The organism is Chitinophaga rupis (assembly GCF_900109685.1).
In the GTDB taxonomy this organism is placed as follows: Bacteria; Bacteroidota; Bacteroidia; order Chitinophagales; family Chitinophagaceae; genus Chitinophaga; species Chitinophaga rupis.
Genome location: NZ_FOBB01000001.1, coordinates 159549 through 184482, shown reverse-complemented (window position 1 = coordinate 184482; position 24934 = coordinate 159549). Strand labels below are relative to the sequence as shown.

The 24934-nt window shown below is 46.7% G+C and carries 14 protein-coding genes; 9 read left to right on the top strand and 5 right to left on the bottom strand.

Features of this window, described 5'->3' with window-relative positions; genetic code table 11:
- Positions 1–129: 129 nt before the first annotated feature.
- On the top strand, positions 130–2295 hold the full coding sequence (locus tag BMZ54_RS00690; protein ID WP_089906240.1) for a glycosyl hydrolase family 18 protein: 2166 nt from the start codon (positions 130–132) through the stop codon (positions 2293–2295).
- Positions 2296–2378: 83 nt separating this feature from the next.
- On the opposite strand, the gene BMZ54_RS00685 is transcribed toward BMZ54_RS00690, so the two are convergent.
- The 4 genes from BMZ54_RS00685 to BMZ54_RS00670 are packed head-to-tail and all read right to left on the bottom strand — an operon-like array spanning position 2379 to position 8830.
- A complete protein-coding gene (locus BMZ54_RS00685; protein WP_238386444.1) occupies positions 2379–4406 on the bottom strand; it encodes a kojibiose hydrolase in 2028 nt (675 codons plus the stop codon).
- Between the two features lie 54 nt (positions 4407–4460).
- The gene (locus BMZ54_RS00680; RefSeq protein WP_089906239.1) at positions 4461–4988 is read right to left on the bottom strand and encodes a beta-barrel domain-containing protein; all 528 of its coding nucleotides are present in this window, start codon (positions 4986–4988) and stop codon (positions 4461–4463) included.
- Entirely contained in the window at positions 4975–7197 is a 2223-nt protein-coding gene (locus tag BMZ54_RS00675; RefSeq protein ID WP_238386443.1) for a peptidase domain-containing ABC transporter, read from the bottom strand. Before BMZ54_RS00675 ends, BMZ54_RS00680 begins: the two co-directional genes overlap by 14 nt.
- A gap of 16 nt (positions 7198–7213) precedes the next feature.
- Positions 7214–8830, bottom strand: coding sequence for a vitamin K epoxide reductase family protein (locus BMZ54_RS00670; protein ID WP_089906237.1), 1617 nt, complete (start codon positions 8828–8830; stop codon positions 7214–7216).
- Between the two features lie 411 nt (positions 8831–9241).
- Here BMZ54_RS00670 and BMZ54_RS32670 point away from each other — a divergent pair, with 411 nt between their 5' ends.
- From BMZ54_RS32670 to katG, 3 genes are all read left to right on the top strand, one after another.
- The gene (locus tag BMZ54_RS32670; RefSeq protein WP_143080869.1) at positions 9242–9451 is read left to right on the top strand and encodes a hypothetical protein; all 210 of its coding nucleotides are present in this window, start codon (positions 9242–9244) and stop codon (positions 9449–9451) included.
- 107 nt (positions 9452–9558) lie between these two features.
- Entirely contained in the window at positions 9559–11118 is a 1560-nt protein-coding gene (locus tag BMZ54_RS00660; protein ID WP_143080868.1) for a DUF6734 family protein, read from the top strand.
- Positions 11119–11369: 251 nt separating this feature from the next.
- A complete protein-coding gene (katG, locus tag BMZ54_RS00655; protein ID WP_089906234.1) occupies positions 11370–13649 on the top strand; it encodes a catalase/peroxidase HPI in 2280 nt (759 codons plus the stop codon).
- Positions 13650–13741: 92 nt separating this feature from the next.
- Here katG and BMZ54_RS00650 read toward each other — a convergent pair whose 3' ends face one another.
- Positions 13742–15352 (bottom strand): DUF6377 domain-containing protein, encoded by a 1611-nt coding sequence (locus tag BMZ54_RS00650; RefSeq protein ID WP_089906233.1) that lies wholly within the window; start codon positions 15350–15352, stop codon positions 13742–13744.
- A gap of 461 nt (positions 15353–15813) precedes the next feature.
- Here BMZ54_RS00650 and BMZ54_RS00645 point away from each other — a divergent pair, with 461 nt between their 5' ends.
- The 5 genes from BMZ54_RS00645 to BMZ54_RS00625 all read left to right on the top strand — a co-directional run bounded on the left by BMZ54_RS00645 (position 15814) and on the right by BMZ54_RS00625 (position 24915).
- Positions 15814–18828 (top strand): SusC/RagA family TonB-linked outer membrane protein, encoded by a 3015-nt coding sequence (locus BMZ54_RS00645; protein ID WP_089906232.1) that lies wholly within the window; start codon positions 15814–15816, stop codon positions 18826–18828.
- Between the two features lie 119 nt (positions 18829–18947).
- Entirely contained in the window at positions 18948–20690 is a 1743-nt protein-coding gene (locus BMZ54_RS00640) for a RagB/SusD family nutrient uptake outer membrane protein (RefSeq protein ID WP_089906231.1), read from the top strand.
- 63 nt (positions 20691–20753) lie between these two features.
- Positions 20754–22925 (top strand): TIM-barrel domain-containing protein, encoded by a 2172-nt coding sequence (locus BMZ54_RS00635; protein ID WP_089906230.1) that lies wholly within the window; start codon positions 20754–20756, stop codon positions 22923–22925.
- A 149-nt stretch (positions 22926–23074) separates the two neighbouring features.
- Entirely contained in the window at positions 23075–23935 is an 861-nt protein-coding gene (locus tag BMZ54_RS00630) for a helix-turn-helix domain-containing protein (RefSeq protein WP_089906229.1), read from the top strand.
- A gap of 86 nt (positions 23936–24021) precedes the next feature.
- Positions 24022–24915, top strand: coding sequence for an MBL fold metallo-hydrolase (locus BMZ54_RS00625; protein WP_143080867.1), 894 nt, complete (start codon positions 24022–24024; stop codon positions 24913–24915).
- The last annotated feature ends 19 nt before the right edge of the window (positions 24916–24934 follow it).

The following is a 24934-nucleotide window of genomic DNA, read 5'->3' as shown; positions in this document are numbered from 1 at the left end:
GGTACCAAACCCCTTCACAAACGACACCCATTTGTGAACACCGGATCCGTGCGCAAACAATACGACCTATATTCTATCCGCGCAAGCTATTGAGCATGAGAGCCAATTCCTTAAAAAAAACCATATACAATGAAAACAACTCTATGGATAAGAGCAGGCATCCTGTCCTGTGTATTGCTTATCACATCCTTATTTTCTTTTGCACAATTTAAAGTAGTAGGGTACATGCCCTCCTGGTCGGGTGATGTAAATGCTATACAATACAGTAAGCTTACGCACATCAACTATGCTTTTCTGCTGCCAACAACAACTGGTGGTTTCCAGGCTATTGAAAATCCCGGCAAGCTTCAAAGCCTGGTTTCTTTAGGCCATGCCAACGGCGTAAAGGTACTGATAGCGGTAGGCGGCTGGAACGATGGCAACGACGGCGGTTTTGAATCAACAGCAGGTAACAGCAGCTACCGTACTGCTTTTGTAAACAATATCCTCAGCTTTATTAATCAATATGGCCTCGATGGGGTGGATATTGATTGGGAATACCCCGACCAGGGCGCATCTGCTAATAACTATGTGGCCCTGATGACACAGCTGGCTTCTGCTTTGCATGCCCAGGGTAAATTGTTAACATCTGCCGTAGTAGGTACCGGTGGTGAGAGCATTCTCCCCGCTGTATTTTCGCAGGTTGATTTCCTGAACCTGATGGCTTATGATTTTAACAATTATGATCACTCCACCTATACCTATGCATCCCAGTCGCTTGCATACTGGAAAGGCAAAGGATTACCGGCTTCCAAAGCCGTACTGGGGGTGCCTTTTTATGGCCGTCCCAGCTGGGAAAGCTATGCTACGCTGATAGCACGCGGCGCCAGCCCCTATTCCGATACCTACAATGGTGTGGGATATAATGGTATTACCACTATTAAAAGTAAAACGGACCTGGCCTATACCCAGGGCGGCGGTATTATGATGTGGGAGCTTTCACAGGATGCTGTTGGCACCTACTCCCTCTTATCCGCCATTCATGATGAAGTGCTTGCCAATGGCGGTAATGGTGGTAATCACGCACCAACTGTGAATATTACTTCCCCGGCAAACAATGCCAGCTTTACACCTCCCGCCACTGTAAACATACAGGCCAGCGCAAGCGATAACGATGGCACTGTGGCTAAAGTAGAGTTCTTCAACGGCGGTACCAAGCTGGGTGAAAGCACTGCAGCGCCTTACAGCTATAACTGGACCAATGTTGCTGCAGGCACCTACACGCTTACTGTCAAAGCTACTGATAACAAAGGCGCAGCAACCACTTCTGCTGCCGTTACCATTGTGGTAGGTACCGGTAATAACAACGGTTGTAACGGTATTGCCGCATGGAGCGCAACCGCTGTTTACACCAATGGTATGCAGGTTGTTTATAACAGCAAAGTGTACCAGGCTAAATGGTGGACACAGAATGAGCAACCTGATATAAACACTGGCGACGGCAAAGTATGGCAATATGTAAGTGATTGTAGCGGTAGCGGCAATAACGGTGCACCCAGCGTCAGCATTACTTCCCCTGCCAATAACGCTTCTTTTGCAGCACCTGCCAGCATCACCATTCAGGCTACTGCTACCGACAGCGACGGCTCTATTGCGAAAGTGGAGTTCTTTAACGGCGGCAGCAAGCTGGGCGAAGCTACCGGCGCGCCTTACAGCTTTACCTGGACTAACGTGGCCGCAGGTACTTATACGCTCACGGCAAAAGCTACTGATAATGCCAGCAGCGCAACTACATCTGCTGCAGTAACAGTAGTAGTTGGCGGCGGCGGAAATACCGGCAATTGTGCCGGCGTAGCTACCTATGAGCCTTATCCAAAGATCTACAGCAAAGGAGATCGTGTTGTATATAACGGCGCGCTGTATGAAAGCCTGTCTGATGCGCTGTACAACGTAACGCCCGGAACAGCCGACTGGTGGTGGAAGCCGCTGGGCGCATGTGGCGCTGCAAGAATAGCTGCTACCAGTGTTGCGGTGCAACCTGCTGCTGAGGTTAAGACGCTGACAGTATACCCTAACCCCGTTACCGGTTCCACCTTACAGGTAGCGGTAAAAGGAGCTGCTGCTGAAAAGATCTATATTGATGTTTGGAGCGTGAACGGTAATGCCCCTGTGTTACACAAGGAATATGTTACCGGTGCAAAAGGAGGTCAGTTTATCAGCATTGATATCAGTCAGCTGCCGCAAGGCACCTGGATCATCAAAGCCAGCGATGCTACCGGCGCACCTAAAGGTAGCGCCAAGATCATACGCATGTAACATCACGTGTAGTATCAATAAATACGCAGGGCTGATCCGCAAGGTCAGCCCTGTTTTTTTTAACGGGATCTCCTGTAAGAGGGTTATCTGCTGAATGTTTTTTGCTCAACACCCACCCCTGTGATCGTTAGCTTTTTCCAGCCACTAGGCAGGGCTGTTTTGAGCTGTATAATGCCTTTGGGTGTGATCTCTAATCCGCCAAAACCCATGAGCACGGCCTGCAGCAGCCCTCCGGCGCCTGTTGCAAAATAGGGATTAGTGCCTCCTTTTGTTTCTGCGATCACACGGAATGGAGGATTTAAGTTCTGCAGGTATGCATCCTGGAACCAGTGATAAGCTTTACCACCATTGCCCAAACGTGCATATAACAAAGCAAAAACAGCTTGTGTCATAGCAGGCGTTCCTTCATTGGGAACTCTTGTTTCATAATACTCCAGGTCTTTTTGCACCTGTTTTGGATCCGTAATTTCTGCTAAAGGATAGGCAAGCAGGTTCACATCCGCCTGCTTAATGCCTTCACCGTGATAAGCGGCATGTTCCTGCGTAACACCGTTATCCATTTTTAAAATGGGAATGTTGCCGGCGACCACCATCCAATCTGCATTCGGTTTAATGCCAAGGATGTTTGCTGCCTGTGTGGCATATTGCAGATTGGCTTTTGCTGCTGCATTAGTGAACGCATTGTTATCAACATTCTCCGCCCATTCATCTGCTGCCACCACATTCTTTATATCATAGTGGCCGGCCCCATTTCTTTCAACGCGGCTTGCCCAAAAATCTGCTGTAGCGGACAGGATCGGGTAGCCCTTTTCACGAAGCCATTGTTTATCCTGTGTTACGGCATAATAATTCCAGGCTGCCGCGGCAACATCTGCCGTAATATGATGTTCAAAAGGCCCGCTCAGCGCCCACACTGGTGTTTCTTCCACACCGCTTTCCGCACTTTCCCAGGGATACATAGCGCCTTTGAATCCATTTGCAAAGGCATTCCGTTTAGCAGCTTCCAGCCGCTGATAACGGTATTCGATCATACTTTTTGCCAGTTCAGGATGAAGTACCAGCAAGGCAGGATACATCCACAGCTCAGCATCCCAGAAAACATGTCCATTGTAACCAAGGCCGCTTAATCCCATGGGCGAGGGAGAATACGCGGTGCCTGCACGAACAAAGGAGTAGAGGTGATACATCATGCTGTGCACATCCTGCTGCGCCTGCGGATCGCCGTCAATTACAATATCGCTTTTCCAGAGGCTGTCCCAGGCCTGCTGATGGTGTTGCAGCAAACGGTCGTGCCCTTCCAGCTTTGCATAAATAGTTAAGCGTTCTGCTTCATTTAAGGGATCATCATGATGAGCGGAGGTGAGCGAAGAACCTGCAATGGAAAAACGATAAGGCTGCCCGGCCTTGAGCGTTTTTGAGAATTTCATCAGGTGCATGTTGTTGTCCCACATTTCATGGATCACACGGGGCTCCTGTCCGTGCGGCTCGCTAAACAGGAAGGTATTGGAAGCACACATCAGCAATTTACCGGTAGGCGATTTTGCAGTGGATGTTAGCAGGCTAATGACCACATGCGGACGATCAATTTCATTGTAATAATTCTGCACGTCCTTTAATGCATCCGGTGCTTCCATTACACTGGCGCCGGTAATGCTAATGTCTTTTTTAGGGGTGATGCTTACATCCATTAATACCGTGTAGGGCAGCTGGCGCAATGAATAGTAAGTATAGCTGATGGTGGCTTTATCGCCATATTCAAAAGAGGTAGTAAAGGCAGCCTGCCGCATATCCAGCTCCTGCTTAAAGCCGGAAATGCTTTTAGTATCCATTCGGCGGCCATCCACCTCCAGGTACATGTTCAGCAAATTAAAGCTGCGAAGGAAATTGCTCACACGGCCGCGGCCATACAGGTCATACGCACCGGCCAGCACCACATCCTTTACCTTAAACGGCTCCGGCGACGATACAATACCGATCATGCCATTGGCAACGGTAATGCCGTAATAGTTGGATGGATCGATCTGCGCTGCAGTGATTTTCCAGGGATCCTGGGAAAAGGAGCGGGGAGCGATGAGCAATAAAAAGTTGAGGACAAGGAGCGCGCGTTTCATAATATTTATTTTCTATTAGCCTGGCGGCAGGATAAATGTTAAGGTATGAAAAAATCAGTGGCTAACCTGTTTCTTTAAGTCAGCATAGAACCGTTCCAGGAGGGTGGTATGCGCTATAATAATATCAGCCTGGGCCGATAGTCCATTCTGATAGGGAAGGGTACGGTTGGCGCTGGTATGCAGCCCTTTGGGTAACATTACTTTTGCCAGAAAACCGCTGTCAGTGAGCGTAGTGTTAATGGATAGTATTTGTCCCGTTACTGTCCCGAATTGCTCATAGGGGTAAGTCTGGAATTTTATGATCACCTCCTGACCGGTTCTTACTTTGCTGATATTGTAGGCCGGTATCAGCATTTCCATAGGTGCATTCACTGCGTTTAAACGCGCGCTGGCCTTCACCCGCTCAGGGTAGCGGATAAACCGGCACATAAACGCAATGAGGATGAGCAGGATGAAAAAGTAAACCATGCCCCATCGTACAAAGTGGGGAGGCCGTTTTGCAATAAACGCTTCCAGCTCATTGCCCTTTTCAGAAAATGTACCGGCATCTGCGGGCAGGGAATAATGCTTATCCGTTTCCAAGTTCCAGCTGATTTTGTATGAGTTTAAAATATTTCCCCTTTTCCAGTATCAGCTCAGCATGTGTGCCTTCTTCTGCAATCTGCCCGTTTTCCATCACCACGATCTTATCGGCATTTTTTACTGTGCTAAGCCGGTGCGCCACTACCACCACTGTTTTGCCCTTAAAGAACTGCTGCAGGTTTTCCAATATCACCTTTTCATTATTGGCATCCAGTGAATTGGTAGCTTCATCAAAGAACAGGAACCTGGGATTTTTGTAAACTGCCCGGGCTATGGCAAGCCGCTGTTTCTGCCCGCCGCTTATTGCATTGCCGTCTGCGCCCAGCCTGGTATTAAAACCCAGTGGCAGGGATTCAATAAAAGACAGGATATTGGCTACACTGCAGGCATGCTGTAATCTTTCAGTATCTGCTTTATCATCTGTTACCGTAATGTTCTTTTGAATAGTATCGTTAAATATAAACGGATCCTGCATAACGGCGCCGCTTACACTGCGCCAGTATTTGGGGCTGATGCTTTTGAAACTGGCAGCGCCCAGGAACAGATCGCCGTTATAGTTGTCGTAAAACCGCAGCAGCAGCTTTATAAGCGTTGTTTTACCGCTGCCGCTCATACCCACAATGGCGGTGACCTTGCCCTGCGGAATGTTCAGGTTAATGTTTTTCAGCACCGGCTCATTTCCTGCGCCGGGATAGGTGAATGACAGGTCTTTCAGGCTGATATCATGCTCCTGCGGCAAATGATGGCTAAGATCACTGTTTGCCGGTTCTTCATCTTCCAGCACGTGTATATCATTGAGCCTTTCCAGTGAGATCTTTGCATCCTGTGCCTGTTGTGTGAAGCCGATCAGCTGCTCAACCGGGCTGTTTAGCTGGCCTATGATATATTGAATAGCCAGCATCATACCCAGGGTTAGCTTTCCTTCTATGACCAGGCTGGCCACCACAAATGTGATGAGCACATTTTTGCCCTGGTTAAGAAAAAAAGCGCCCATCTGCTGGTACTGAGCCAATGACAGGCTTTTAAAGTTCAATTTGAATAAACCGGCCTGTAAGCGCTCCCATGCCCAACGGTAGGTGTTCTCCGCATTATTAAGCTTTATTTCAGGCATGCCGTAAACCAGCTGCATAGTGGCATTTGATACTTTTGCCGAAATGGTAAAGCGCTGGTAATCCAGCTGCCTGCGGTATTTCAGAAAAACACGGATCCATAACAGGTAGAGCAGGCTGCCGGTTAAAAAAATAAAAAAAATAGTGGTGTTATAAAAAAGCAGCACAAATAGAAATACAACCAGGTTGATCACGGAAAACAAAGTGTTTAAAGCCGTGCCGGTTAAAAAGCTCTCTATGCGGTGATGATCGTTAACGCGCTGCATAATATCACCGGGATGCTTGCTGTCAAAGAATCGCAGCGGCAGTTTCAGCAGCTTGGTCCAAAAGGTTGACAGCAGTGATATATTGATGCGGGTGCTGATGTGCAGCAGGATCCGGCTCCTGATAAATTCCACAATAGTTTGGGAAAACAGCAGCATGAGCTGGGCGGCAAGTATGATTTGGATAAAGGTGAGGTCGCGGGTGTTGATCCCGGTATCAACAATGCTTTGCGTGAGGTAGGGAAATAAAAGCTGAAGCATGCTGCTGATGAACAATCCCAGCAATACCTGGAAAAAAGAGCCGCGGTGCTCCTTTAAATAGCTGAGTAAATAACGTTTCCCTATCTTCCGTTGCATGACCTGCGCATCTCCGTTTACAGCAGGGTTTTCAAAATGCGGGGTTGGTTCCAGCAGCAGCACCATGCCTTTACCTGCCTGCTCCGTTTCCTCCATAGCCGGCGGTACGGAGAGCCAGTATTTTAGAAAATCCTGTTTGTTCAGTTTGAGTAATCCGTCGGCCGGATCAGCCACCACCAGCTTTTTTTCACTGGACGCAGGTGTTAATACCACAAAATGATATTGTTTCCAGTGAAGGATAGCAGGCAAAGGAACCTCATTGATAAGCTGCTCAAACGTAAGCCGGGCGCCAATGGATTTAAGGCCGATGCTTTCCGCCGCTTCCGCTAAGCCCAGCATGGAAACGCCTGTTTTGCCATATTGTGAGCTATTGCGGAGCCATTCCAGCGGGATGGAACGCCCATGATATTTTGCCACCATGCGCAGGCAGGCAGGCCCGCAGTCCATTGCGTCTAATTGTTTGTAAAACGGGAACTTCAATTTCAGTTATTTAAATTCACAGTTCTTCCAGGAGGAAATATTTCAGATCGGTTATATTGTATGTTCCGGGAAGCTGGTACCCGTTTAAAAAAAAGGTTGGTGTGTATTCAATGCCCGATTCATCGCACCAGCGGCGCATGTGCTCTACCTTTTCATCCTGCTGCTGCAGGGCTCCGTTCACCGGGTATTTTCCGGCAAATGCTGCGTAATCTTTTTTATCAGCAAGGTACCAGTCGTCCAATGCCTTTCTGATGGTACCCGGATCGTTCATGGCTGCAATGGCCAGCAAATGTTTTGCAGGTTTACTGCGGATATCCGTTTCCCTGTTGGTGGCATTGAAAATGATCCTGACCTTCAGATCAGGCACGTCTTCAAGCAGCTTTTCAATCTCAGGATGCGCTTTGGCGCAGGGACCGCAATAGGGATTACAAACTTTTATTAACGTGTGCTTTGCTGCAGGATTGCCCAGGTCAATTCCCAGGCTGCCGGCAGGAGCGGCCACCTGCTTTTGTTTCCTGAGCAGGGTGGCAAAAATTTCAGTATTGAACTTTATCCGTAAATAGTCCCGTTTCATATGTTTTGCTTCCCGGAGCTTTAAAATGAAGGGCTTTATAGTGAACCAAACAAGCAAAGGCAAGGCATATAATAAAAAGCTCTGTGCGAATATCGGGAAGCTGATCTCATGTGCAGAGCCATATAAGTGGTTAGCCAGTACATTAATAATACCTGCAATAAGCAGCGCCTGCACGGCAAGGCAAAGTACACACCACTGCTTTATCACCCGCCATTGGTAATAAACTGAAAAAACAGGGTAGGGCATTGCCAGCAGGTTAAACAGCGCAATAAGCGAAAGATAGGGCAGCAGATGCTCCCCGGCGAAAATCATGCAAAGCAGGGCGCCGGCATAATAGCCAACACCCAGCTCGCTCCAGCTAAGCCAGCTGAAAACTTTTGCCCCTTTATGCGTAAGCACGGCTGTGCAGTTTCCGTTGGCAATGCCGGTACATACTTTATTCAGCAGCGGGTTATTCTTATCCATTTCGTACCATAATAACAAGGAGGTTACCAGCAGCCCCGCAAGCGTAATGAAGTACTGCAAAATGGCGCCGGTGGCCGGGAAGATATTTGTTCTGGTATTTACCAGGAAAATGAAAGTGGCCGCAACAGCTACCATAACCGGCGTTATAATACGGATGAATGCAATGACGCTTTCCTTTCGTTTGATCTTTTCATAATCCGGCTCGCCTGCATGGGTGCTGGGTTCTGCAATAAGGTAAATGCCATTCCAGCGCTTTATAAAGTCACTCCTGTTCTCCGTTGCTTCCTTTTTATAACTATCGTAAAGTGAAGAAACCTCGTGGTCATTTATGGCAGTTACAACTGCGAGAGGCGTTTCCCGGTTATCGGTAACCGCAATAAAGGGAAGGGGTAATTCATCCATATTTTCCGGTGCTACTTTTCCTGCGCCATTAGGCACCCCCCATTTATGCAGCACATCACTGACGCTGAGCAGGCTGGGCCAGTCCGGATGATTTTGCAGGGTTTCATTGACGGTGGAAGCGTTTACCCTTACGCGTAGCTGGTTAAGAAATGCAATGGTAGCTTTTACATTGGGCTCGAAAGCAGATAGCATGTTCAGATAAAAATTATTTTGAGTTCAGTAATGATCTGCGCTTGTAATGCAGGTGGCATAGATATAGTAAGAGCGGTGAGCTATTGCACCTTTATGGACCCAAAGAGCGGACGGATAAAATATTGTTGTTGCATAATAAGCTTAGTTTTAGTAGATTTAAAAAGTGAAATTCCACGTACCCGTGCCCGTATGTCAACTTCTTCCAAAGATTAAATTATAAAAATTAAAAGTAAAACACTCAGAAAAACCATGTTGTTTCGAAATTGTGTTAATTAATTCCGTCATGGATTTAATATGAGAAGGTCAGCTGCCGGAACCATTCCGGCAAAGGAACCCGTTTGTTCTCCGGTCTCTTATTTCTTGATATAAAACCCTTTTCAAATGAAAAAGATTGAATTGAAAACGTTAAAAATGAGCGTTAAAGACATGCTCACAAGAGAGCAAATGAGAGCCATAATAGCTGGCAGCAGTGGAGGCCTTTGCACTACTAACTACGCAGAATTGGGCAGCTTAAGAGTGAACTGTAATGCAATCCCGTACTATCACCTGGGTAGGGACGGGGACAAGATCTGCTGCGTGCCTTGCCCCGATCCTACTTCTGATTGTATGGATGAGGCATAATATTTCTGGAGCATCTGCCTGCTGCCTGGCCGGGTCCATTGCGATACGGCCGGCAACAGGCAGCTCTTTTTTAATGGTATCTATATAAAGGACAATTTTAAGCTTCAATGAGAATCGTTCAATCCTTCTGGTCCGCTGATAAGGATATGCTTCAAAATGACTTTGGCTGGTGTTCTGCTCAACATCATTTAATGGCATGGGCGCTCAGCTGCCTGAAATTGAAAACGCACTATGGCGACGTTCATTTATATACAGACACTAACGGATACAGGATCCTCATTGAACAATTAGGGCTCCCATATACCCAGGTAGAGATCTGCTATGATAACATCCCGTACAATGATCTTTGGGTGCTGCCTAAGATCCTCACCTATTCCGCACAGCAGGAGCCGTTCATACATGTGGATGGCGATGTATTTATCTGGGAAAAATTTCCCCGGGAAATGGAGAACGCCTCCCTGTTAGCACAGAATTTTGAAATAAGTACTGAGTACTATGAGAATGCTTTAAAGCACATAGAAAATGATCTCAGTTACCTGCCTGATCTTCTGCGGGAGTCGTTAAGGAAAAATCCCATCCCATCCTACAATGCCGGCGTGCTGGGAGGAAGTGATCTTGCATTCTTTAAAGAGTATGCGCAAACCGCGCTGGACCTGGTTCACCGGAATTACGATAAAAGCAGGGCCGTTCATTCCGGTATCTATAATATTTTATGTGAACAGATACTTTTTGCGTCAATAGCTGCCAGAGATCAAAAAGAAGTAACCTGCTATTTTAAAGAGCAATATAAGGATAACGGGTATTCGGCTATGGATATAGCTGACCTCTCCTCCATTAATTACCGGCTTAAATACATACATCTGCTTGGGCCGCACAAAAGAAGCAGGGATAATTGCGAATTAATGAGCAGGTTCCTGTATAAGGAATATCCTGAGTATTTTGCGAAGGTAGTATCTTTATTCAGCCATGAGCACCGGTATTTTACAACAAAAATTAAAGAGGTCTTTCCCACTCCTGCTGCTGTAAACGGCAGGGAGAAAAGTGCCGGAATACTATATCCCAGGACATCGTATGCAATTTCGTTAGTAGAAAAAAGCAATGAAAAATTACCCGCAGCGCAAATTGAAGAATATGTAACGCACTCCAGCCGGAGCGTGGTAAAAGAAATTTTTAACTATGAGACTGACTTATTAAAGCTGATCGCCGGTTGGAATGCATTGCCGGCAAGCCGGCTCTATTCCATAGAGAATAGCTGTCAGGTTAATTCCGCGTTTTTCTTTTTGCCCAAAGAGGCACAGCTGAGCGCTGTAATAGAAAAGAATGAGCTTTTAACAATTATAGAAACCCCTTTTGACTGGACATCAGGCCTGTCAGGTATAGCAGAAAGCGATTTGGATCCGGAGCTAACCTTTAATATAGCTTGTGCGCCTGAGCTGTTTTTTAATGGCTTTTCCGAAAAATCGATTGACGACCTGGAGTATAATATTTTAGCTTTACTGGATAGCGCTGTTCCCCTGGCAGCATTATTGAAAGCGCTGGAAGTATGTTTTTCTGCAGATGAAATTGAAAATGATCATGACAGCATTTATGAATTGGTGCTGATGAAGATCAAACGTCTTTCACTAAAGAAATTTATTTTCATTAAAGAAGCGTGTCCGGAAATTTAATGTTAACAGCTCTCCACATTTAATAATTTACGAGTATATTTAATCAGGCGTAACAGCGGCCATTTGAGCGCCGGTGATCTCAGCAATATTTTTATACAATTCCACAGGGTAAGTAGCCAGGACTTCCAATAATAGTTTTTGACTATTGAAATATAGAATTAATTGATTTTATCTATAACTTCAATATCCTACTTTTACGAATCTGCACGAATATCAGCAAGTGTTCATTCAATACCCATAAACTTATAAAAATGGAAAAAGAGTCAAACGACATCAGTAAATGCCCCTTTCATAATGGCAGTCTAAAGCAGAATGTTGGCGGCGGCGGCACCAGGAACCGCGATTGGTGGCCCAACCAGTTAAAGCTGAATATTCTTCGCCAGCACTCGCCCTTATCAAGTCCGATGGATGAAGATTTTAACTATGCCGAAGCTTTTAAAAGCCTCGACCTGGAAGCTGTAAAAAAAGATCTTCATGCACTCATGACCGATTCGCAGGATTGGTGGCCGGCGGACTTCGGGCATTATGGCCCCTTGTTCATCCGTATGGCCTGGCATAGTGCAGGCACCTATCGTGTGGGGGATGGCCGTGGTGGCGCAGGCTCAGGACAGCAACGTTTTGCCCCGCTTAACAGCTGGCCTGATAACGTAAGCCTCGATAAAGCCCGCAGGCTGCTTTGGCCCATTAAACAAAAATATGGACGCAAAATTTCTTGGGCCGATCTGCTGATCCTTACCGGTAATGTAGCGCTGGAATCAATGGGATTTAAAACATTTGGCTTTGCCGGTGGACGTGCAGACGTATGGGAGCCGGATGAGGACGTGTATTGGGGTTCAGAATCCACCTGGTTGGGTGGCGACCTGCGTTATGCGCATGGCTCCCCTGGCGTGGTAGAGGGGCATGGCGTACTGGTGTCTGATGATGACGCGGACGGTGATATCCACTCCCGCAACCTGGAAAAACCGCTGGCTGCTGTGCAGATGGGGCTGATCTACGTGAATCCCGAAGGTCCTGATGGCAATCCCGATCCGATTGCTGCTGCTAAAGATATCCGTGATACTTTTGGCCGCATGGCAATGAACGATGAGGAAACCGTTGCCCTGATAGCAGGTGGGCATAGCTTTGGTAAAACCCATGGCGCTGCTCCCGCTACCCATGTAGACAAAGAGCCTGAAGCCGCCGGCCTGGAAATGCAGGGCCTGGGCTGGCGCAACAGCTATGGTTCCGGTAAAGGTGCTGACACGATCACAAGCGGGCTTGAAGTAACCTGGACGAAAACCCCCACCAAATGGAGCAATAATTTCTTTGAAAACCTGTTTGGCTTTGAATGGGAGCTTACTAAAAGCCCGGCTGGCGCACACCAGTGGGTAGCTAAAGATGCAACCGGTATTATCCCGGATGCATATGAGGGCTCAAAAAAGCATTTACCAACCATGCTTACCACCGATCTTTCTTTAAGGTTTGATCCGGTTTATGAAAAAATATCCAGGCGCTTCCTGGAAGATCCCGCAGCATTTGCAGATGCTTTTGCCCGCGCGTGGTTTAAATTAACGCACCGCGATATGGGACCCCGTGCACGTTACCTGGGTCCTGATGTGCCACAGGAAGAGCTGCTTTGGCAGGATCCCATTCCTGCAGTTGACCATGTATTAATAGATGCAAATGATATTACAGCGCTGAAGGCGAAAGTGCTGGAATCCGGGTTAAGCGTATCTGAGCTGGTTTCCACCGCATGGGCTTCCGCCTCCACCTTCCGTGGTTCTGACAAACGCGGTGGCGCTAATGGCGCCCGCATCCGCCTGGCTCCTCAAAAACACTGGCGGGTAAACAATCCTCCGCAGCTGCAGAAAGTATTGGATACATTGACAGGCATTCAGTCTGCATTTAACAGTTCGCAATCAGGCGGTAAAAAAGTTTCGCTGGCAGATCTGATCGTACTGGCCGGTTGCGCCGGTGTTGAAAAAGCAGCGAGAGATGCAGGACAGGCAATCACCGTTCCTTTTACACCTGGCCGTATGGATGCTTCGCAGGAGCAAACCGATGTTGAATCAATAGGCCACCTGGAGCCCGCTGCGGATGGTTTCCGTAACTACCGCAAATCAAGGAACCCCGCAGTATCTACTGAAGCTTTGCTGATAGATAAGGCCCAGCTGCTTACACTTTCAGCGCCTGAGCTAACGGTATTAGTAGGTGGTATGCGTGTACTGGAAACTAATTTTGAAGGCGGCAAACATGGTGTTTTCACACAACGCCCGGGCAAGCTTACCAATGATTTCTTTGTGAACCTGCTGGATATGAACACTGCATGGAAAGCAGTATCCTCGGACAATGAATTTTACGAAGGCAGCGACCGTGCCACCGGTGCAATAAAATGGATAGGCACCCGTGCAGACCTGGTGTTTGGTTCCAACTCAGAATTGAGAGCTATTGCAGAAGTGTATGGCAGCGCAGATGCCCAGGAAAAATTTGTGAAGGACTTTGTAGCAGCCTGGAATAAGGTGATGAACCTGGACCGGTTTGATTTAGTTTGATAGCATTAGTTGTTTAAATAAGTAACAAAAAGGCGCCGGATCGCGGCGCCTTTTTGTTTTAAGGTGCCTGTCTTTTGTGAACGGATACCCCATCACTGATGATTACTATCAATAAACTTAATCTCCATGATCTTCTGCTCAAAATCATTGGCCGGAACCAGCGCCCGGGACTTGATCCGCATTTTATAAGTATATACGGTGCTAACGCTATAATCCAGTATTTTGGCAATGGCCTCATGCTCATTGATCCCCAGGCGCATTAAGGCAAAGATCCGGAGTGTGGCATTGAGCGTTTCCCCGGATTTAGGCCAGATCTGATCCTCCTTTTTTAAAAGCGCATTAAAAGAGCTGATGAAATTAGGGAACATGGTTAAAAAAACGCTGTCAAGCATGTTGTATAAATTCCCTTTTTCTTCTTCAATATGAACATTGTTTAAAAACAGGGTCACCTCTTTATATTTCCCCAGTTTGATGTTGTGCAGGGTTTGGTGTTTTATTTTATCCAGTGTTTCTATGTAGGACGAACACGTTTTAAAAAACAACCCGATCAGCTGCTCCTTTATTTTAGTGGATTCCCAGAGCTTCCCGTTCACGCTTTCCAGCTCATGGTTCTTTTCCTTTATCATCAGCTCATTTGCCTTGATGCGCAATATTTGCCGCCGGTAAATAACCAGCAGGAAAAATAATATAACGGCAACGATTAAAAAGGTCAGAAAGCCGATGAGCAGCTTATCCCTTTCATGCTGTTTTTCATCGATCAGCTTACCGGCAACCAGGGGCAGCATGGTTTCAATCTGCACGGCACGGTTCCTGGCGCCATAGAATTTGGCGTTGCGGGCGGCTTCCTGGAGAAAAATATAGGCATCGTTTGTTTTACCCAGCTTAAACAGCTCCTGCCCCAGTAGAAATATGGCCAGTGTTTCTTTGGTAGAGGAACGCACATCATTTATTACCGCCAGTGCAAGGAAAAGGATCCGGTCGTGCCCTGTGTACGCAAAGCTGATCCTGGTAGAAACCATCGCAATACCATGTTCAGGCAGGCCACGCTGTATAATATAATTATAAAAAAAGTCGGGGGTTAATTTTTTGTCCCTTATTGAATCCGGCAAAAAAGCCAGGTCAATCGTTTTCTCAAAATCATTGGGAGGCGTAACTATATCAGCATTTTTAAAATAATCTTCCGATTGCTTGTAATAGCTGTGTGAAAAATAAGCGTCGTTATCATAGTCGGCAATACCGGCATGCAGCCGCGCCCGCAGGATCAGGTAATCGGTTTTGAGTGCCTTGGACAACCCGCTGGTATCTATTTCCCCGGTAACATCAAAAGCCTCCTTATAAAATCCGGAATTCAGCAAAATGCTTCCCAGCAACATCTTGCTCTGGATCAGCGAGTCCTTTTTCTGAAACTGCTCCGAAAGGCTGATCATCCTTTTCACGTAAACAAATGCGGAATCGAACTTGAAGGAACGGTACTCATCAAAGATCTTTGAATAAAGCCCGAACTGGCTATTAAAATCTGTGTGGTCTGTGTGAAGCAGCTGAAGCTGCAGCCTGTTTATCCGTTTTTCTTTGTCCTGGTTGTAAATATTTTCCCGGGCAATTTCGGATTTCAGGACGGTTAAAAGGCTGTCTGATTTTTTGTTTTGCGTATATCCATTAAAACCTGCGAGCAGAAAAAGTGAAACAAATAATATCTTATTCATATAGATCTGAGATCTAATTTAAGTAATGCGTAAACCTGCCGCCCGGTATAGCGGCTTCCCCCAATAATTGTTTTTTGACCCGGAATGATTAACCCATTTTAAAAATGCAGTACCGGTCATTTTTGTTTTCCTGGAATAATTCTGATGCCTTAACAACTAATTCCGGTGTTTTTAAGCAGTTAAAAGTACAGTTTTTTGCTGTGTAATTGACTGAAAACGTGTCCGGTAACCTTAGATTTTTCGATACAAATCTCTCAATAAAATGCTGGTTATCAAATATTTAATTTTTTAAAAGGTTAGATTTTTGGATCGGACTGCGCTATAGCGGCATCACACGCCTGATTAGTCATTTAATTTGACCTGCCAAAGAAAAAGCCGTGACTGGCATTGGAGTCACCAATCATCAGCTGCAGCGATGAACGATGAATGTCCGCGTTAATGAACCAATCAAGCAGACCGTTATGTTTAAAAAAATTCTACGAGTATTAAGTGCTTTCGCCCTGCTCTTTGCCTTCGCCTACCCGGCAGCTGCGCAAAACAGGGTTTTGGAGGGGAAAGTAATTGATTCAACCACTGCCACTCCGTTACCAGGTGTAACGATCAGAATTAAAGGGACAAGCTCCGGAACCACCACCGATGCAACCGGCTCTTTCCGGTTAACACTGACAGCAGGTGCCGATGAGCTCATTTTTTCTTCTATTAACTATGCCACACAAACAATTCCTGTTACCAATCAGAACAATTTATTAGTTAAGCTGGCGCTATCCAGCCAGCAGCTTGAAGGCGTTGAAGTGGTGAGCGTGGGTTACGGTACCCTGAATAAAAGGGAAGTGTCCAGCGCCATAACTCACGTAAGCGCAAAGGACCTGAAAACTGTGGCAGCCAACAACCCTTTAATGTCCTTACAGGGGAAGGTGGCAGGGCTCACCATCTCCAATACTTCTACGGCGGATCCTAACTCCTCTCCCAGCATCCAGCTGCGTGGGGTATCATCCCGCAGCGCAGGGTTAGGCCCCTTATATGTTATAAACGGGGTACCGGGAGGTAATATTGATAATATTAACCAGAACGATATTGAATCCATCGACGTGCTGAAAGGTGGTGCAGCATCGGCTATTTATGGTACGCGCGGCGGGAATGGTGTAATTATTATTACTACTAAAAAAGGCAGCGGCGAATCAAAGCTGGTGTACAATGGTTATGTTACCATGGACCGGCTGACGATGGTACCGGATGTGCTCAGTCCCGATGAGTTCCGCCAATACCGGATCAATGCCTCAACACCCCGGGGTTTTGAATTTGGAGGTAATACCGACTGGATGAAGTCAGTTACCCACCAGGAGGCATACGCACAAAAGCATACTTTACAGATCTCCGGCGGAACAGCGAACGACAACTATTTTGCCTCTGCCGACTACCGGAATGCTAATGGTATTGACCTGCGTGCCTATAAAAAAGAATACGGCGCCCGTTTCAACCTGAACCATACTTCAAAAAGCGATGTTTATACCGTTTCCCTGAATGTTGCACCCAGGTACATGCATACCAGCAACTCGGACCAGGGGAATTTCAACAACGCTATTACACTGAATCCAACCATCCCTATTTACGACAGTACAGGGAAATATAATTTTATTAATACCGGGTTCTTCTCAAACAACCCCGTTGAAAATGCAAGGCTTATCAGGAGTGAGGCACAGATAAAGGAGCTGGATATGAGCGGCTCCCTGAAGGTGAACCTTATGAAGAACCTGTATTCAACGGTAACGGTATCCACTATTAAATCATCCTATAAGAACCTCAATTTCCGGCCCTCAACCCTGACAACTATTGTTCACTCAGGGCAGGTGACCAAAACCAACGAAGCTTCACAGGAACAGATAGATAATGACCAGCGGAACATCGAATGGACGATCAATTATGCGCTTAACATAAAAAGAAACCACGTTAAGGTACTCGGCGGCTATTCATATAGCTATTTCAATTACCAGCAATTCAGGGCCCATAACTTTGATTTTCCGTTCGATGCGTTCCTGTGGAACAACCTGGGCTCCGGCACCTGGAATGGTGGCGATAAGGGCAATGGGCAGGATGCCGTATCCTCCACCCAGAATGATTCCCGCCTGGCGTCATTCTACGGCAGGGTGAATTATGATTTTGATAATAAATATATATTAACCGCAAGCCTCCGGCACGAAGGTTCATCAAAATTTGGCGCCGCTAACAAGTGGGGTAACTTCCCTGCTGTATCCGTGGCCTGGCGCATTTCCGATGAAGACTTTCTGCAGGACAAGGTTAGCTGGCTGAACGACCTGAAGCTGAGAGCAGATTACGGTATCACCGGTAACCAGGATTTTGACAGTTACAAGTCTTTGATCCTGTATGGCGGTTATGGATATTTTGCTTTCAATGGTCAAACCTACCAGGTGTATGGCCCGTCGCAGAACGTTAACCCTAACCTGGGCTGGGAAAAAGCGATCAACTTTAATGCAGGTATCGACTTTGAAATATTCGACAGCCGCATATCAGGTTCATTGAACTATTATGTGCGTACGAACAAAGATCTGCTGGCCAACTATAGAGTGCCGCTTCCGCCCAACCCGCAAACGGAAACCTTTGCTAACGTAGGCACTATGAAGAACTCAGGGATTGAGCTGCAGCTGAGCGCAGCGGTGATACGGCGCAAGGAATTTGGCTACAACCTGTCATTTGCAGCCGCTTATAATAACAATAAATTCGTTTCCTTTTCCAATAAGCTCTACCATGGTGATCCTTACCGCGATATGGCAGGATTGCCTGCCCCGGGTTCTCCCGGTACTATCCAGCGTTTGCAGGAAGGGCGCCGCATCGGAGATTTTTATATGTTAAAATCAGCAGGTGTGGATGAAAATGGCTCGCTGCTGGTTTATAAAAAAGATGGAACTATAGTGCCCGCCAACCAGGCAAATGCGGATGACAAACAGTTTGTGGGCAATGGCCTGCCTAAGATCACCGGCTCACTTGGTAATGTATTCACCTATAAAAACTGGGACCTTAACATTTTCCTCAGGGGAAATTTTGGATATAAGCTGTTCAACATGCAGGCATTTTACCTGGGTACGCCGGCCACACAAACCGATGCTAATACTTTAAAATCGGCCTACGATCCGAAAAGCAAATATTCAAAGCTTACTAACCCGGCCACCACGGCACTTGCTTCAGACTATTTCCTGGAATCAGGTTCCTTTGTTAAGATCGATAATATAACGCTGGGGTATAATTATTCCGTTAACTCCAAGTACCTGCAGGCCATCAGGATCTATGGAGCGGTAAGCAACCTGCATACCTTTACAAGCTTCACCGGCGGCGATCCCGATCTGTACCCGGTGAATGACATAACACCTGGTGTTCAGGGTAATCCGCGGACGAACATTTATAATATGAATTTTTACCCGGCCACCATCCAGATACTGGCAGGCATACAGGCAACATTCTAAACAACTAACCGGTACAAGATGAAACGTCCATGATAAAATTTTCATTATAATATACAAGTGAATGAAAATTTTATCATGGTAAGTTCCACCTGACCATTGAAAAAATAAAACATTAACAGGTGAAAAAGAATTACAGAAAATATATAGTAAATGCCGCTTTGAGCACTGCGCTGTTTTTAGGCGCCTGCACAAAACTGGATGAAACTGTTTATGATAAAGTGGATGCAGGACAGTTCCTCACCCGGCGCGATGATGTGATCAGGGACTTTTTACGGCCATTTGAACACGCCTACTGGAGCATCCAGGGGAATGATGTTTATGCCGCAGGCGAGAACTCCACTGACGAAATAGGCACCTATAACCGCCAGGGCGACTGGCAGGATGGTGGCTATTACCAGCGCATGCACTATCATACCTGGACCACACAGGATGGTTTTACGAGCGGCGCCTGGACGGCTTTTTACCAGGGCATTGTACTTGCAACGAACTCGCTGCAGGATATGGAAAGCATAACGGACCCGGCTAAACTGAGTATTACGGAAACGGAGCTGGCCGATTTTAAAGCCGAGCTCAGAACACTGCGGGCCTGGTTCTATTTAAGAGCATTTGATTTTTACCGCAATATTGAGATCGTAACGGACGTAAAACATACTACTACCGCTAACAAGCAGTCACCACCGGATGAAATGTTCGCCTATATTGAATCAGAGCTGAAAGCGGCGCTGCCCGATCTGCCCAAACGCGAAACATTAGGCAATAATGGCATTGGCCGGTGGACACAGGCCGGGGCCGCAGCACTGCTGGCACGCCTGTATCTGAATGCCAAAGTATATGTAAACCAGGATAAGTTCAGCGATTGCGCCACGGTTTGCCAGGACATTATCAGCGGCAAATACGGCAGCTACCAGTTGGATACCCGCTGGGATGCACCGTTTGATTATACCAACAATACGGTGAATTCAGAAACCATCTATGGTTTCCCATCCACCCTTGCACGCACACACTGGCAATATGATGGCGGCATGTTCTTCTGGGCAGTAACTTACGACGCGGCGCCGTTGTATTGCGGCTTTACGGATTTTGGCCAGGCTAACCCCAGGTATGCATTGCAACCCGGCAGGGATGTGGACAGCGTGGAGTACAGCTTTCAGCTGGGCAAACCTTTCGTTAAGTTCCAGCATTATCCTGACGACTATCGTCTGAAGCTTTACAAAAACCTGGGCGACAGCAAACGCGAAGGCATGTTCCTATATGGCTACCTGCCTTTTCAACGTCTCGTGAACGGCGTACCAAAGCCCGATACCGTACGCGGTAATAAAGGCCCTTACCCGCTGTTCATCCGCGACCAGGTAGGCTGGTTCCTGGATGCAAAACCCGGAACCCGGATCGCTGATAAGGAATCGGATATGAATCATGCCGATCACAACTCAGGTGTGTTCTTCCTCAAATATCCTTTATATCCAACGCCCGATCCTAACCGTATCACATCAGCTTATGCAGAGATCCGTTTGTCGGAGATCTATTACACATTGGCTGAATGTAAATACCGGGCAGGCGATAAGGGCGGTGCAGCAGTACTGCTGAATGCAGTGCGTCAGCGCAATTATCCTGCAGGTTCTCCCAGCCTGTATAGACTGGATGGGAGCCAGCTTACCGACCAGGAAATGCTGGATGAATGGGGCCGTGAATTTTTAGGTGAGAACCGCCGCCGTACAGATCTGATCCGCTGGGGCGTATTTAATACCGGCACCTGGTGGGATAAGAAACCCGATGCCGATAATCACACGGCTATATTCCCGATAGGTCGCGATATTATGGCTGTTAACCCGCAATTTGTACAAAACCCGGGTTATAGTAATTAATACACCACTATATGCCAGCTGCCCCGTACTCGGGGCAGCTGGTTTTAAATGAACATTCAATTCATGACTCTCTCGTCAAAGTGTTACCTGTTTGTCCTTTCTATTCTTATCTGCTCCGCAGCGCAGGCACAAAAGATCCCGGTTCAGCGCTCAGGCCTTGTAGGTAATTCAATCGTAACGTTTATCCCTGCAGGGTTTGATGTTTCCAAAACACCATCACTTATGCTGAAAGGCGCACCCACCATACAGGGTGCTGTGCCGGCAAACTGGAACATTGTTCCTGAATTTTTCTTAACAGATGGCAAGGCCGGCGCCAGCGTTCATTTAAAAGGCGACATAAGCCTCTATGGCGGTGGCGAAGTAACTGGCCCGTTGCTGAGAAACGGCCAAACCATTAAACTCTGGAACACCGACAACGGTGCTTACGGAACAGATGATGGCAAACGCCTTTATCAAACCCACCCCTGGGTTTTAGGCGTAAGAAAAGATGGAACTGCTTTTGGGATCCTTTTTGACAGTCCGTGGAAATCAGCGCTGACCACGAATCCGGATAAAATTGAATTTAATACAGAAGGTGCTTTGTTCCGTGTTTTTGTGATTGACCGCAAATCGCCGCAGGATGTGCTGAAAGGATTGGCTGAATTAACGGGCACTATTGAAATGCCGCCCAGATGGGCTTTGGGTTATCATCAATGTAGATTCTCCTATGGATCAGAAAAACGGGTACGGGAAATTGCCGATACCTTTCGTTTAAAACAGATCCCCTGCGATGCCGTGTGGATGGACATCGACTATATGGAAGGTTACCGCGTATTCACTTTTAACAAAAATAATTTTCCAAACCCTAAGCAATTGAATGCGGACCTGCATGCAAAGGGTTTTCATTCGGTTTTTATGATCGATCCGGGCGTTAAGTTCGACAGCACTTATGCGGTGTACCAATCAGGCACGGCAAAGGATGTTTGGGTGAAAGACAGTACGGGAAAAGAATACCATGGAAAAGTTTGGCCGGGCGACTGCGCCTTTCCGGATTTTACTATGCCCCGCACGCGGCAATGGTGGGCCGGCTTGTATCATAACTTCCTGGCAAATGATATGGATGGCATCTGGAATGATATGAACGAACCCGCTGTGAATGATAACGAGCTGCCGCAAAACCTGCGGCTGGGTACTATGCCATACAGCACCCCGCATCGCGGTGGTGACGGCTTACCGGCAGGGCCGCACTTGCTATATCATAACGCTTACGGCAGATTGATGGTAGAAGCTACCCGGCAGGGTGTTATGGCTGCCAAACCGGATAAGCGGCCTTTTATTTTAACCAGGGCAAACCTGCTTGGAGGGCAGCGTTACGCTGCCACCTGGACGGGTGATAACTACGCCGATGAGAAATTCATGAAGGTTTCCGTGCCCATGTCAATTACGCTTGGCTTATCGGGCCAGCCTTTCAGCGGACCTGATATTGGTGGTTTTTTAGGTAATACTTCTCCTGATCTATGGGCAAAATGGCTGGGCTTTGGCGTGTTTATGCCTTTTGCAAGAGGCCATGCCTGTGCCGGAACCAATGACAAAGAACCCTGGGCATTTGGTGCGGATATTGAAAAAACATCGCGGATAGCGCTTGAACGGCGTTATCGCTTATTGCCTTACCTCTACACCTTGTTTTACAACGCGCATAAAACCGGCTTGCCCTTAATATGCCCTGTGTTTTTTGATGATCCTGCCGATGTAAAGCTAAGAGCAGAGGACCAGGTATTTTTGCTTGGGAAAAATTTGCTGGTAGTGCCTTCATTCGCCAAAGATCCGCAGCTGCCCAAAGGGCTCTGGGAACCTTTAAACCTCGTTGAGGGTGATGGTTCAGATCCATACCAGGCAAAATTGCTGATCAAAGGCGGCAGTATTATTCCTGCAGGAAAGATCATTCAGCATACCGGAGAACCTTCCATAGATCAGCTGACCTTGTTTATATGCCTGGACAGCCAGGGTAAAGCCAGTGGCGAGCTTTATTGGGATGCCGGCGAAGGCTGGGGCTTTAAAAAAGATGATTATTGCCTGCTCCGATTTCAGGCAACAGAAAAAAATGGGGTGACCAACATTAGTCTGATAGCTAACCAGGGCAAATACAACATTAACAAAGACATTCACCAGGTTAAGGCAGTAGTGGTTAAAAACGGACGGATCTATTCAGGCCCAATAAATTTAAAGAGCGGCGTGTTAAGAACGGATGTTCAGTAAACCGCCGGCTTTCGCAGGTTCTTCAAAAAATAAGAAATTTCATACAGGTTGGTTTACGAATAGTTATCCAGGCATGTAACGCTGAATACAGGTTACATGCCTTTTTTATTTTAAGCTATTCCCTTATTTTGCTATCCTTTACCAGGCCTATGTTGAAATTTCATTTCCACAAGTACAAATATGGAAAGGAGCTGCTGGTGGACTGTTTTAACCTTTCCGATATAGCCGGCCGCAGTATTGCGATGAAGGAGGTACATGCTACTACCTTTTACGAGATCTTTCTTTTTTTGGAAGGGAACGGTTCAATAATGCTTGAAGGTAGCCAGCTTGATTTTAAAAGTCCTGCTGTGCTGTTCATACCACCTGCCCGTCCCAGGATATGGAACCTGCATTCAGCGCATGATTGCAGGGTGGTGATATTCGAAGGAGAATTTATGGAAACGTTCCTGAAAGATCACCTGTTCCTTCACCGCCTGTATTACTTCGGGAATTATGATTCACCGCCGGTGTTGCCACTGCAAAGTAATGATATACCCTTCTTTCAGTCCTTGTCTGACAGTATTATGGAAGAAATAAGGAGCCAGTCCTTCGACAGCCAGCACTTGCTGAGAGCTTACCTGTACCAGCTGCTTATTCTGCTGAACCGCCGGTATACCGATTGCTATCAGCTGAAAGGGAACCTGTATCAGAATACCGGTATGCTGAAATTCAGGGAGCTGCTGAAGAAGCATATACGGGAAAAACAAACAGTCAAAGAATATGCGGAGCTGCTTAAGATGAACCGTAACCGCTTAAACCAGCTATGTCATGAAGCATTTGGCAAAGATGCCAATATGATCATCCGTAACGAACTTTTACAGTCCTGCAAGAATGAGCTGCTGGCCGGCAGTAAAACGATTGCTGAGATCAGCTATGAGCACAACTTTTCAGCCCCTTCCAATTTTGTCCGCTTCTTTAAATCCCTGGCTAAAGTTTCACCCGCTGCTTTTAGGGCTCAGTATGCAGATTGATAACAACTAATGCATATTGATAACGTTGCAGGGAGGTCTTCAAAGTAGCTTTGTATCGTAATTAATTAAACAATAAAAAAATTACGATGACAAACAAACTAAAGACCATAACACTCCTTGCGCTTGGGCTCACAACTATGAACCAGGCAAAGTCACAGGAACTGCGTAAAGCAGCTGTTCACCTGGCCGTGCAGGATCAACGGATAAAAATATACACCCTGGTAGCTCCGCCGGAGATGTTTGCCAATACCAGCCATGTTATTGAGTTAGCTCATGAGCTGATTGTTGTAGACGGGCAGTTTTTTGCGCCCTATGCGCAGCAGCTGAAGATGCTGACAGATAGTTTGAAGAAGCCGGTTACAAGATTTTATATATCACATGACCATCCGGATCATTACCTGGGCTTTGGCGACGCTTTTCCGGATGTGCAGGTTTACGCACTGGAAGAAACAAAGCAGCACATTGAAAAAGATGGCCGGGAAGTGTTAAAACAAAGACAGGAGCAATTCGGGGGCATTATTGCCAAAACTTTGAATGTACCTGCTCATGCGCAAAAAGAAGGGAAAGAAGTAATAGACGGTGTAACGTTCATATTTGAAAGATCTCTTGACAATGAGGACGCAGTATCTCTGGTAATTAAGATCCCCGAAGTAAAGACCTACATTGCCCAGGATATCGTTTATAATAAGATCCATTTGTTTATATCCGGTAACCTGGACGGCTGGCGTAAAGCATTAAGAAAAATAGAGCATGAAAGTGAGTATAAGATCATACTTCCGGGACACGGGGAACCTGCCGGTCCATCCATACTTAAGGAAGACCTGGAATACCTGGATTTTGTTGACAAAACATTGGCAGCATCCAAATCAAAGGAAGAGTATAAATCTAAGATCCTGGCAGCTTACCCGGATTACGGGGGTGAGAAGCTTATAGATATTTACCTGGCTTACTACCTGAAAAAGGACTGGAAAGAAAAGTAAATTCGACAATGAGCGGTAC

What these genes read in the sequence shown, in the direction of transcription:
- BMZ54_RS00690 (WP_089906240.1), top strand. Translation starts at nt 130, where the DNA reads ATGAAAACAACTCTATGGATAAGAGCAGGCATCCTGTCCTGTGTATTG.
- BMZ54_RS00685 (WP_238386444.1), bottom strand. Translation starts at nt 4,406, where the DNA reads ATGAAACGCGCGCTCCTTGTCCTCAACTTTTTATTGCTCATCGCTCCC.
- BMZ54_RS00670 (WP_089906237.1), bottom strand. Translation starts at nt 8,830, where the DNA reads ATGCTATCTGCTTTCGAGCCCAATGTAAAAGCTACCATTGCATTTCTT.
- BMZ54_RS32670 (WP_143080869.1), top strand. Translation starts at nt 9,242, where the DNA reads ATGAGCGTTAAAGACATGCTCACAAGAGAGCAAATGAGAGCCATAATA.
- BMZ54_RS00660 (WP_143080868.1), top strand. Translation starts at nt 9,559, where the DNA reads ATGAGAATCGTTCAATCCTTCTGGTCCGCTGATAAGGATATGCTTCAA.
- katG (WP_089906234.1), top strand. Translation starts at nt 11,370, where the DNA reads ATGGAAAAAGAGTCAAACGACATCAGTAAATGCCCCTTTCATAATGGC.
- BMZ54_RS00650 (WP_089906233.1), bottom strand. Translation starts at nt 15,352, where the DNA reads ATGAATAAGATATTATTTGTTTCACTTTTTCTGCTCGCAGGTTTTAAT.
- BMZ54_RS00645 (WP_089906232.1), top strand. Translation starts at nt 15,814, where the DNA reads ATGTTTAAAAAAATTCTACGAGTATTAAGTGCTTTCGCCCTGCTCTTT.
- BMZ54_RS00635 (WP_089906230.1), top strand. Translation starts at nt 20,754, where the DNA reads ATGACTCTCTCGTCAAAGTGTTACCTGTTTGTCCTTTCTATTCTTATC.
- BMZ54_RS00630 (WP_089906229.1), top strand. Translation starts at nt 23,075, where the DNA reads ATGTTGAAATTTCATTTCCACAAGTACAAATATGGAAAGGAGCTGCTG.
- BMZ54_RS00625 (WP_143080867.1), top strand. Translation starts at nt 24,022, where the DNA reads ATGACAAACAAACTAAAGACCATAACACTCCTTGCGCTTGGGCTCACA.